The sequence below is a fragment of the Paenibacillus sp. 32352 genome (assembly GCF_002042965.1).
Taxonomy (GTDB): Bacteria; Bacillota; Bacilli; order Paenibacillales; family NBRC-103111; genus Paenibacillus_S; species Paenibacillus_S vulneris.
Genome location: NZ_MZNT01000002.1, coordinates 421,806 through 434,306 on the forward strand (window position 1 = coordinate 421,806; position 12,501 = coordinate 434,306).

8 protein-coding genes are annotated in these 12,501 nt (G+C 50.6%); 6 read left to right on the forward strand and 2 right to left on the reverse strand.

What is annotated here, in order from left to right; genetic code table 11:
- Positions 1-11: 11 nt before the first annotated feature.
- The gene (locus B1728_RS06205; RefSeq protein ID WP_079909311.1) at positions 12-1,145 is read left to right on the forward strand and encodes a glycoside hydrolase family 88 protein; all 1,134 of its coding nucleotides are present in this window, start codon (positions 12-14) and stop codon (positions 1,143-1,145) included.
- A gap of 305 nt (positions 1,146-1,450) precedes the next feature.
- Here the strand turns inward: B1728_RS06205 and B1728_RS06215 are convergent, their stop codons facing one another.
- Entirely contained in the window at positions 1,451-2,341 is an 891-nt protein-coding gene (locus B1728_RS06215) for a cation diffusion facilitator family transporter (RefSeq protein WP_079909313.1), read from the reverse strand.
- A 178-nt stretch (positions 2,342-2,519) separates the two neighbouring features.
- Positions 2,520-3,434, reverse strand: coding sequence for an aldo/keto reductase (locus B1728_RS06220; RefSeq protein ID WP_079909314.1), 915 nt, complete (start codon positions 3,432-3,434; stop codon positions 2,520-2,522).
- Between the two features lie 244 nt (positions 3,435-3,678).
- Between B1728_RS06220 and B1728_RS06225 the strand changes: the two genes are divergently transcribed.
- From B1728_RS06225 to B1728_RS06245, 5 genes are all read left to right on the forward strand, one after another.
- A complete protein-coding gene (locus B1728_RS06225) occupies positions 3,679-5,043 on the forward strand; it encodes an MATE family efflux transporter (protein WP_179135905.1) in 1,365 nt (454 codons plus the stop codon).
- Between the two features lie 109 nt (positions 5,044-5,152).
- Complete coding sequence (locus B1728_RS06230) at positions 5,153-6,982, forward strand: glycoside hydrolase family 97 protein (protein ID WP_079909316.1); 1,830 nt, start codon at positions 5,153-5,155, stop codon at positions 6,980-6,982.
- Between the two features lie 108 nt (positions 6,983-7,090).
- A complete protein-coding gene (locus B1728_RS06235; protein WP_079909317.1) occupies positions 7,091-9,409 on the forward strand; it encodes a chondroitinase-B domain-containing protein in 2,319 nt (772 codons plus the stop codon).
- 293 nt (positions 9,410-9,702) lie between these two features.
- On the forward strand, positions 9,703-11,016 hold the full coding sequence (locus B1728_RS06240) for an ABC transporter substrate-binding protein (protein ID WP_079909318.1): 1,314 nt from the start codon (positions 9,703-9,705) through the stop codon (positions 11,014-11,016).
- A 296-nt stretch (positions 11,017-11,312) separates the two neighbouring features.
- Positions 11,313-12,437, forward strand: coding sequence for an SGNH/GDSL hydrolase family protein (locus B1728_RS06245; protein WP_079909319.1), 1,125 nt, complete (start codon positions 11,313-11,315; stop codon positions 12,435-12,437).
- The last annotated feature ends 64 nt before the right edge of the window (positions 12,438-12,501 follow it).

Here is a 12,501-nt window from a genome sequence, read left to right on the forward strand (position 1 = left end):
GAGGACTAGAGATGACCGTTATTGTGAAAGGTCCTTGGGTAGAGGAAGCCTGGCAAGCTGCTGTTGACAAGGTAGGCAGAACAAGCCGGAGAATCGGGGCTCAATTTCCTCATGCCAGCGTAAATGGAACCTATGTATTGGAGCCGGCTTATTGGTGGACGGCGGGTTTTTGGCCGGGCTTGCTGTGGCTGCTCTACCGCGACACGAAGAATGAGCAGTTTAAAACGATCGCTGAGCAATGCGAGGATCAATTGGATCAGGTGATTACCGATTATTATAAGCTGGATCACGATATCGGCTTTATGTGGACTTTGACCAGCGTTGCGCGCTATAAGCTGCTTCAGGAGGAGAATTCCAAGCGCCGCGCATTATTAGCGGCCAATTTGCTTGCGGCACGCTTCAATGTGAAAGGCAATTTTATCCGCGCTTGGAACCCTTGGCGGGAAGGGGAGAACAATGCAGGCTGGGTCATTATCGATTGCATGATGAACCTGCCTCTCTTGTACTGGGCATCCGAAGTCAGCGGTGATCCAAGGTACAAGCACCTAGCCCAGGAGCATGCGGATACGGTTCTGAAGCATTTCATCCGTCCGGACGGCTCGGTATACCATATCGTTAGATTCGATGAGCACACAGGCGAACGCATTGAGGCGCTGGGAGGGCAGGGCTTTGCGCCTGAATCCGGGTGGTCCCGCGGCACGGCGTGGGCATTGTACGGCATGGCCTTAAGCTATCAGCATACGGGTGAAGAGAAGTACCTGAATGCAGCGAAGCAGGTGGCGCATTATTTTATTTCCCAGCTTCCCGAGGACCATGTGCCTTTATGGGATTTCCGTCTGCCGGAGGGAATAGCGAAGTACCGCGATTCCTCCGCGGGAGCTTGTGCGGCTTGCGGACTGCTCCTGCTTGCGGATCTGGTCTCACCGCTTGAAGGCTCTTCCTACTTCAAAGCAGGCGAAGCGATCCTTGAATCTTTATATACCAATTACGGGGCTTGGGATAACGAGAAGGAAGAAGGCTTGATCCTTCACGGTACAAGCCATTATCCGGAGCAAAAAAATATGGATGTTCCTCTTATTTACGGTGATTATTTCTATGTGGAAGGATTGAGCCGGTTAAAAGGGCATACGGTGCAATTCTGGTAAAAAGCGCTTCTCGCGAAAAAAGAAGCCATCCTCGGAAGGACTCCGCGGATGGCTTCCATGTTGAAAAGCCCTATCTTATGGAAAAATGCGAAAGGTGATAGGTGGGGTATTCCCTGTAGGAGCGATAGCGTCCGCCTCCCGGGAAAAAACCTCTATCTTGCGTTTAAATCAATTTTTCCCGAGAACAACAGCGGCTGGAAGGGGATACCCCACCGGGGTACCATGCCTATTTTCCAGCTTTTCAGGTTTTTCAACAGAAAGAAGCTATCCTCAGGAAGACTCTGAGGATAGCTTCTTTTCCTTTTTCAGGAAGCATACCATGGATTGATATGAATCAGCACCTCGTCCACATCAGGATGCTTGCTCATAATCACCTGCTTGATTTGCCGCGAGATATCGTGTCCTTGCTGGATGGTCATTTCGCCTGGGATACTGAGCCGGACATCGACCAAGACATAGTGCCCGTGCTCCCTCGCACGAATGCGATCGATGCGCTTCACCTCGGGAACGGACCAGATCAATGCAATGTACTCATCCAGCTGCTCCTGATCCACCGCCTTTTCCATCAAGATGTTGAACGACTCCAGGCCCATGTGATAGGCAAGCTTCAGCACCAGTATGGAGACGATAATCCCCGCCAACGGATCGCCGTAGGCGAGATAATGAATGTCATAGGCTTCCCCGATCAGCGCCAGCCCGATACCGGCAACCGCCGCGATGGAGGCATAAACGTCCGCAAGATGATCATAGGCCGTAGCGATCAAGCCTTTGCTGTTCACCTTTTTTCCTATCCGGATGGTGTAGGCATAGAGCAGCTGCTTCCAGACCAGGGAGATTACGGCCGCTATTAGAGCAATGTAGCTGGCCGGCCGTGGCTCCTCGAAGAAGGCCATCACCGCTTCATAAGCGATATATAAGGCGGCGATAGCCAAAATGATGGATACGAAGGCGGAGCTCAGCACCTCTGCTTTGCCGTGACCGTAAGGGTGATCCTCGTCCGCAGGCCGTTTCGAAATGTTCATGGATGTGAGGGAAGCGGCAGTAGCGATGACATCGCCCGCGTTGTGAATCCCGTCGGCCAGGAGCACCTGGCTATTGGTCAAGAGCCCGACAATAATCTTGAGCAGTGTCAGAGCGACGTTGCTCACCAGGCTGATCCAGGCCGCGATAATTGAAGAATGGTTACCTTTAGACATCCGTTGTGACCCCCACCAGAACTTTTTCCCGAAGGAAACAAAAACCCTTGACCGAAATCGGGCAAGGGTTGGATATTTTTTTGAAAATAACATACTTCCTTGCTTATCAGCTGAAGCTATTCATCAGCATTTACCAATTATATCATCATTGCGAAGGAAGATGCAAAGGGCGCTTTCCTTATCTGAATCTGTTCATCTGTTCCTGTGTGAACAAGCGGTTGCCTACCATGGCGTTAAGGCTTGCCTGCTGCGGCGACTTGGCACCCGGTATAGCAACAACGGACGGTCGAGAGATCACAAACCGCAGGGCGGCCTCGGCCATATCTTCGTCCTTATCCAGGACGCTGCGGATTTCGTTTACCTTGCGGATTCGTTCCACGAATTGCTTGCGTCCCGCCTCGCCTTCATTCCACGAGCTCCGTACGCTATCCGTGAAGACGGAATCCTCCGTATAATTCCCGGACAGCAATCCCATCGCCAACGGCCCGCGAACAAGCACCGCGATTCCGTGCTCTTCACAATAACGGAGGAACTCCTTCTCCGGCTCCCGGTTCAACAATGAGTAATCGGTTTCTACAACGCGGCAGGTTCCGTTGACGTTGAATCTTTTCAGTACCTCCAGGCTATTGGTAGATATTCCGTATTCTCTGATTTCCCCGTTCTGCTTCAAGAGTTCAAAGCCTTCCAGAAACACGGAAGGGTCCTGAATATCCCCGACATGACAGAGCATGACATCGATCCAATCCGTTCTCAACCGGTGCAAGGAGGCATGGGCGCAAAGACGGATCATATCCGGGGTCGTCAGCGGAACCCCTTGTCCCGTGCGCTTGCCGAAATGTCCTATTTTGGAGACGACATAAGACTTATGCCGGTCCCCACCCAATGCTTTGCCAAGCCGCTGCTCGGATAGTCCGTTGGGAATACCGTAGGATTCTGCAGTATCGAACAGGTTCACTCCATGGTCTATGGAAGTGCGAATGGTTGCATATGCGGTAGCGTCGTCTACGTCTCCCCATTGATTACCAATATTCCAAGTACCAAGGCCAACTGCGGACACCTGCCAGCCCGTGCTGCCAAAATTGCGGTAAATCATTCGATATCACTCCTTTGAAATAATCATGCCATGCCGAATCATTATGCTTTTCTATTATACACGAATGCTGCGCTGCTGTAGGAAAGCGGCATGGAATTGCCGAGTTTTCGACAAAAACTCGTGAATTCTCGCTATAGGATAACGAAACGTGCCTCATTATACTGTAGTGGTTTGCAGCATGGAGCCCATGCGGATCAAGCGGGTTCTTAGATTGATCGACGGGCAGCGAAAGGGGAGTCGAGGGATGACAGATAAGAAAAAGTGGTCGTTATGGGCTCTGGCCTGGCCTATTGCGATCGAAATGCTTCTTCAATTTTTAATGGGCAGTGTGGATACCTTAATGGTCAGTCATATCTCGGATTACGCATCTTCGGCTGTCGGCTTGTCCAACCAGGTCCTGAATGCGACCAGCGTCATGTTTATGCTGATCAATTCCGGAGCCGGCATCGTCATCGCTCAAAAGCTGGGGGCGGGGAAGGCGGAGCATGCCCGGCGAACGGCGGCCATTACGATAAAAGCCAATCTCGCAGTCGGAACTGTCTTAAGCTTGTTTATATTTTACTATGCTGACTGGCTCCTGGGGTTCATGCAAGCGCCGGAGCAGGTGCTTCCGCTGGCAGGCACTTACCTAAGCATCGTAGGGTCGAATACGATCGTCCTTTCCTTGTATGCGGCATCTTCGGCTATCGTTCGAAATACGGGAAATACAAGGGCGCCAATGCTTATCGTGATGGGGATGAACGTTATTCATCTGGTCTTGAATTATGCTTTTATTTACGGTGCCTTCGGTTTTCCGGAATGGGGGATTCTTGGAGTCTCGATATCTACCGTCGTCAGCCGTACCGCTGCGCTCATCTGCAGCCTTGCCGTAATGTTCAAGGCATTTCAACCCGGGTTTGTAAAAAGCGATTGGAAAGGGTTCGACAAGGCGCTTGTGAAGGAAGTATGGCGAATCGGCTGGCCGATGTCTATTAATGCAGCGTCCTGGAACTATTCCCAAGCCATAATTTTTGCCATGGTGGCTTCCATGGGTGCCGCCAGCCTAGCTTCGTTTACGTATATGAACACCATTCAATCGCTGCCCTGGCTTGTCGGGATGTCGGTGGCCATGGCTTCGCAAATCCGCGTCGGTCATTTGTATGGTGCACGCAGCTTCGAAGCATGCTATCGGAGCGCTTATACGGCATTATGGTCGGGGCTTGCCTACGTAGTGATGACCTCCTTGGTCCTGTGGCTCGCCGGTCGGACTGCTCTTGGCTGGTTTACATCGGATGTTGAAGTGCTGAAGATTGCAGTTCCCTTGCTGGGGGTGAATGTCCTGCTTCAGCCGCTGAAGATGGTCAACCAAGCGTTTGCATTCTCGCTTAATGCGGTGGGGGATACAAGATTTACCGCAGCGACGAATATGGCCTCCATGTGGCTCGTTGCCGCCGCCTGCTCCTATTACTTCGGCATTGCTTTGGGCTGGGGGATTACGGGCATCTATGCCGCCATGATTCTAGATGAAGCCATCCGCGGGATTCTGGTCGCTGTCCGCTGGAAGAAAAGGGGCAGGCTCAAAAGTCCTGCAGAAAACGTTAGTCTGGGACAAAAACAAGTGAGTTTGTAGCATTGAACCATTGCATCATTTGACATAGGATGAGACTAATGGTTAATGCTGCATCCCTTTGGTTTAAAAGAAAAGATGGATTTATTTCTAAAGGAGAGTGGGCTCAATAATGAAACAATCAATCGAAAGTATAACCAAGCAAAGCTGGGTGCTTAGTTCACCAGACGCCAACATTCACTTTCACATCGAGATGACCGAGCAGGGAGCGCTGTACTATCATGTGATCCATGAATACAGCGTCATTCTGGACCGCTCTCCGCTAGGTCTTGTTACGCAGGATGTGGACTTCACCGGGGAGCTGTCCTTCAGCCGGAAAGTATCGGCAATTATCAACGATCAGTATACGCTTCCCCACGGGAAAACCAGCCGGTATGTGAATCATGCTAATGAGCTCACACTGTTCTTCAACAAAATGGGGCATGAGCTTCAAATCGTATGTCGTGCCTACAATGACGGTATCGCTTTTCGCTATCAGCTGCCCGGAAGCGAAGAAGTGAAGATTCTGTCAGAACCTACCGCCTTCGTTCTTCCACAGGAGCCGTTAGTCAATGTCTGGGCGCAGAAATGGATGGAGTGCTACGAACGGACCTACGATCTTGGCATGCTGGAGACGATGGACGAGTCCGACTATGCCTTCCCGATGCTGTTTCAGATTGGGAATGCGGCCTGGATGCTCCTTACGGAGGCTGCCGTATATGGAAGCTATTGTGCTTCGCATGTGAAGGTGAGTAAATTGAAAGCGCGTACATTAGAGCTTGCATTTGCCCCGGACCAGCCGGGACCTAATGTAACGAAAGCACCGTTGGCAACGCCATGGAGGACTGCAATCATTGGGACCGGGCTTTCGGCGATTGTTGAATCCAATCTGGTTTTTCATCTGAACCCCTCCTCCGAAATCGAGGATCTGTCATGGATTCGTCCGGGACGCTCCGCTTGGTCCTGGCATTCCGACAGCCAATCGTGCAAGGATCACCAGAAGCAGATCCAGTTCGTGGATTTTGCAGCAGAAATGGGCTGGGAATATTCGCTTGTCGACGGCGGATGGGACCGGGAAGAAAGCACGACCAATGTGCCTGAGCTGGTCAAATATGCCGAGTCCAAAGGAGTGGGCATATGGTTATGGACGCACTACAAGCGAATTAAGGAAGAAGAGGAATGCCGCAGCAAGCTGGAGTTATGGGCCAGTTGGGGAGTCAAGGGGATTAAAGTCGACTTTTTTGACAGCGACTCCCAAGAGAGAATCCAGGTCTACGATATGATAGCGAAGGCTGCCATGGACCACCGTTTGATGATTAACTACCACGGATCCACGAAACCATCCGGGGAGCAGAGGCGCTGGCCGCATGTCATGACGCGGGAAGGCATCTTCGGTGCGGAATATTGGAAGAATGATCTGAACGAAGGGCCGAATGCGGTTCATAACTGTACGGTCCCCTTTACCCGAAATGTCGTAGGCTCCATGGATTATACGCCTGTAACCTTGTCGAGACTAACCCGGACCGGACATTGTCATCAATTGGCTTTATCCGTCATCTTTGAATCTGCAGTGCAAAACTTTGCCGATTCCGTCGAAGCCTATCAGGAAAGCGGAGGCAAGCCATTCCTGTCACAGGTACCTGCTGCTTGGGATCAAACCTTGCTGCTTGAAGGATATCCCGGACGTTATGTCACTATGGCTAGACGCAGCGGTGAGGATTGGTACGTCGGTGCGATTTGTGCTGCCGGAGGAAGAACAGCCCATGTAGAGCTTCGCTTCCTGGATGAGAATGCCGAATATAAGGCCGAAATCTATGAAGAAGTATTTGGCAATCTGGATCATTACCGCTTTAAGCATTCTACCGATATTACGATTCGTACGGATATCGTAACGAATGCCGATTCGCTGCACTTGCCGTTAAGAGTCAACGGAGGTGCCGTAATCCGATTGGTGAAAGTATAACATCGGCGGGGGGGGGCCGGGATCAAACCAGGCGCCCTTTTTTTATTAACGGGCTCCCCGAAGAGTGGTTGAACCAGCTTGGAAGTCAATGTAATAGGAGGATACAGGGTGAGAGGACAAATGCTTGTTACCGATAAAGATAGTCTTTGTAAAGCAATTCAAACGGCAGTACCGGGCGATACGATCGTCATGGCTAATGGGATTTGGGATGATATTCAACTGGAACTAGACGTAAGCGGCACCCGGGAACAGCCGATTACCTTGAAGGCGGAAACAGCCGGAGAAGTCATCGTGACCGGGGCTTCAACATTAACCTTCGCCGGAGAGCATCTGGTGGTCGACGGGCTGTTCTTTAAAGAAGGGCTTCAGCCGGGGAACAACGGAAGTCATACGATCATAAGATTTATGAAAAACTCGCATCATTGCAGATTAACCAATACGGCTATCATAGACTTCGTTCCGAGCCAGCCGGATATCAAGACGTTCTGGGTCACTATCGACGGTTCCCACCACGAAGTGGACCACTGCTACTTTAAAGGGAAGCTGCATGCGGGCCAGCTCATGAGAAGCATGAAATATTCAAGCTATAACCGGATCCACACGAATTATTTTGTCGATGTCCCCGCGTACGGGATCAATGGGCTGGAGATCATTCAGGTGATGGGTATCGGAAGCGATGGAGAGCCGGGAAGCGCAGGCGGCGAGCATGTCGTCATCGAAAACAACTTATTCGAAAGGGCAGACGGCGAATGTGAAGAGGTTATCTCGATCAAGTCAAACCATGATGTGATCCGGAACAATACATTTAAGGATTCCATCGGCGGGCTTGTCATCCGAAGCGGCCATACTACGGTAGTGGAAGGGAATTGGTTTCTTGGGGGTAATGTGGGTGGAACCAAAGGAATTCGCATCACAGGCGAAGATAATGTGATAAGTCATAACTATTTATCCGGACTTCAAGGGTTCGCCATTAGTGTCATGTCAGGGGAGTACATAGATGAACCGTTAACGCCGGATTGGCAGCCGATTCTGCGCGAAGGAACACCTTTGGGTCGCGTGCCTGTATACAACTGGTCCCGGAATAACACGATTAGGCATAATCAGATGATCCATAATCAAGGCTTCGACATGGATATCGGCATCGGCTACAAAACCGCATGGCCGTCCAAACAACGGATACTGCTGCCCGAGCAGAATGAAATCTCGGACAATGTGATCGTCAAGGAACGAGGGGAGTCTCTTACCTTCGCTGATCAGGATCCTGAGGTTATGGAGATTACGTTTGCCCCGAACTATTACGCCAATAACCAAATGGATGTACCCGATAAGGCGGCGTTGCTGCCCCCTGGCTTTGTTCATCAAGAGCTGCAGACTCATGCCTTGGGCAACACCGGATACGTGTGCAGTGCGGATCTGGGGAAAGAGGTGGGATGGGGTGGCCGGGCTCCGCTAAGTGCCGATGAGGTCGGCCCGGACTGGACCAAGGCGAAGCGTAAGGAAGGCAGCCCGCTGTTTCAGCCGAGAGATCAGTTTACCACCGTGGAGTCCGTTCCTTGGGACGCGAGCAAAAATATATGGGTATTGTGCGCCGGCAGCAGTGATATGTTTGTCCGTAATTGGAGAATGAAGCTCCATGTCATCGAGCGTGAGCAATGTCCTTTTGAACGTGAGGGGATCTTGTACATTCCTGTTCTGTCTTTGGCTCAACGATTAGGCTATGAGGCTTCACAAAACGTTGAAACCAATGAAATTCAAATCCGGGGCCAGGACAGAGCGCTGACCATTAGACCGGACGGCTGTGTTGTCAGAAGCGGGGAGAGCATGAGAGTGGTTCCGCTGCACTCCAGGGTAAGACGAGGGGCTCTATACATTGACGTCAGGGAGGCAGCTGAGCTGATGGGCAAAAGCCTGTACAAGCATGAGCAGGGCATCGTTGTGTTAGCGGACAATAGCGAGGATTTGACTGCTTTCAAACAGGAGCTCATCCTGGATCAAACAAGACAGCTGTTCAAGGTAACGGCGAGCCGGTTTCATAAGCTGATGACGATTCCCCCGGAAGGACATCAGCATGGTCATGTTCCTTGCCATACTTTACAGGAGGACCCTGCGTTGCAATGGATATCCTATGGTGATGGCGAATGGATCCGATACGATCTGGGACGAGCTGTTGAGGTTGGGGGAGCGGACATCGGCTTCACAAAAGGCGGTGAAGAGCGCTACTCCTTCTCGATCGAAGCCTCTCAGGACGGGTGGGAATGGAAGGAACTTGTGCGCGGGATCAGCAGCAGTGAGCAGGAATCCGTCCGGTTCAAGTCTGCAAACGCCCGTTATGTGCGGATCATTGGACACGGGAATGAGCGAAATCATGCCATAAGAATTTATCATGTGCAGTGGTACTCTGAACGGGGCGAAAACATTTTATTGTAACGTATTCCCTCCCCGGAAATCCGGGAGGATTTTCGTCCCATTTACTTTTAGGTTAGTTTCATACAAATAATAGTTAACTTTATACATTCTTAAAGATAGAAATCTTCATGTAGAATGATGTAAGCGGAAACAGTGCTGATGAAAATGCCTGTTGTGATTGCATTTTTCCGAAGCATCGTTTTACCGATTTATAATTATGATTTGAAAAAAGTGTTTTCATTTGTACATGCAAACGCTTGCTTTGCTGTACCCCAAAATAGAGAACACAGCAGAAAACGGAAGGGGAATAAGACATGACTAACAAATGGGCTGCAAGTATGCTGGCCTTAGTGCTCACTATGGGGGTTGGGGCAGGCTGCGCCAAACAAGAGGCGGCCGCTCCGGATAATCAAGGGCAGGCCAAGAGCAATATTGGTACCGATCCGATCACACTTACCGTATTTACAGAGGTGCCTATGCTTCAGGACGATTTTGAGAAGCTGATCGCCGGTCCGGTGAAAGCGAAGTACCCGAATGTAACCTTGGAGCGCAGCGAGAAGGCGAAGGGCAATGAAATCACCGACAGAATTGCCGCCGGGAATATACCGGATATCCTATTAACGGGCTTTTACTTTATCCCTAATCTTACGGATACGGGGATGCTGCTGGAAATAGATGATCGTATCAAACAAAATAACGTTGATTTATCGGCCTTCGAGCCTGTTGTAATCGATGCGTTAAAGGGCTTCCGTGACGGCAAGCTGGTAGCACTCCCGTTTTATATGGGAACAACAGCCCTTTTTTACAACAAGGACATCTTTGACCGGTTCGGCGTACCTTATCCCAAGGACGGAATGACATGGAATGAGGCGGTAGAGCTGGCACGCAAGCTTACACGCAGCGACAGCGGAGTGAATTATCAGGGCCTGAACCCCGGGAGCTGGGATACGCTGGGGAGCCAGCTGAGCTTGCAGAAGATCGATACGGCAACGAACAAAACGCTGGTGAACAACGACGGCTACCGCAAGGTGCTGTCCGTGCTGCAGGATGTCAGCTCTATTCCTAATATGGACCCGAAGATGAAGCCGATGGACGCTTTTACCAAAGATCGCAATCTGGCGATGTATAACTTCTGGTGGACGGATGTCGTCACCAAGCTGGAGGAGGCTGCCAAAGCGGGCAACCCCGGCAACTGGGATATCGTGAGCACACCGTCATTCCCGGACAAACCGGGCGTTGGAGCCAAGGTTGACGCACACATTCTTATGGTATCGTCGCAAACCAAGTACAAGAGTGAGGCGTTTGAGATTATTAAATTTTTGACGACTTCACCGGAGGTGCAGACGGAAGTAGCCAAAACAGGCCGAATCCCCGTTCAAACCAACAAAGACATCCGCAAGCATCTGGGTGAAAACTATCAAAGCCTGAAGGGCAAAAATCTGGATGCCATCTTCAAGAATAAAATGGCTCCGCTGCCGAAATTTCATGTTTTGGACAGCAGTGCGGTCGGCAAGCCGATGAACGATGCGGTAACGGCAGTAACTCAAAACAACGTCGATATTAATACGGCGCTGCGGACAGCGGAAGAGACCATTAATAAAAATATCGAGCAATTGATGAAAAAATAACCAAGCCCAAAAGATCAATCAGACCCGTGCTGATTGGTCTTTTTCTATGTTCATACTAGTGATATGCCGGGAGGGTACAAAGAGTACCTAGTAGATAAGTCGGTTGTAGTAGATTAACAAAATCTTCAAACCGGGAAAACATGGAATTAACAAAGGAAAGGTATCTTATATTTAATAAATCAATTTGATTAAATTTATGAAAGAGTGATGCCATAGGAGAATACCTATTGTATGATAAGGAATAATCAGGTGCATCAAGGGGCGCCAAATCCTTATGTGAAAGGGAAGTGAAGGGTATGACAAGGAATCAACCGTTTCGGGCCCATCAGCTTGACGCAAATATGACGGTCAGAAAGGCGGAGGGAGAATGGAACTGGTACACACCGCTTGCCCTGCCGTTTCAAGTTCTCGGCTTTCCATGGCTCCAGGAAGAAGGGTTATTTCGGCGGCTGCCGATTCGTCCCGTTGAACCGCTCCCTGCTGCAGTCGACCGTCTGGCTAATTGTACGGCGGGCGGTCAAATCCGGTTTCGGACCAATGCGGCCCGTCTTGCGATCCGTGTGCGTCTCGGAGGCCCTGCGTCCATGGATCATATGCCTGCTACCGGACAGAATGGTTTCGACGCATATATTGGTGAGGCTGGGCGGGAACGTTATGCTGGGACTAGCCGGATGAAGCTGAGCGATACATCCTATGAGTGCATACTGTTTGAAGGAGCCAAAGGTGGCAAGCTTCGTCCTGTGGCGCTTCATTTTCCTCTCTATCAAAGCGTATTGGAAGTAGAGATTGGACTTCCTCCAGAAGCATTAGTGGAGTACGACGCATCCTATGATGGCCAGGGCCGTCTCGTATTCTATGGCACCTCCATCACCCAGGGAGGCTGCGCCGGCAGACCCGGGCTTGCCTACACCCAACAGCTGGGCCGACGATTGAAGCGTGAGGTCATCAATCTTGGATTTTCCGGCAATGGCAAAGGAGAGCCCGAGCTCGCGAGGATCATTCGCAGTATAGAGCGGGTGGATGCTTTCATTCTGGATTATGAGGCTAATTGCAGTACGGACAGATACTGCGAAACCTTAGAGCCGTTTATACGACTCTACAGGGAGATGCAGCCGGAGGTGCCTATCCTGGTCCTGTCCAGAATTCCATATGCCAGGGAAAGCTACGATCCGTCCAAACGGAAGGAGCGAATAGTCAAACGCGACTTTGCGCGCCATGTAGTCGAGCGATTAAACCAGGAAGGGGACTCGCTGCTGTTTTTTGGAGACGGCTCGGGCCTGCTGGGAAGATCCTATGACGAATGCACCGTTGATGGAGTCCATCCCAATGATCTCGGATTTACAAGGATGGCACAAGGAATCTCCCCCATGCTTAAGCGAATCTTATCTGAAAAGCCTGTTAATTCAGAAAATAAGGATTGAACATTCGAGCCTGTTGTCGTACTATTATAATTAATCAAATTGATTTATAATCAAATCCGAATTC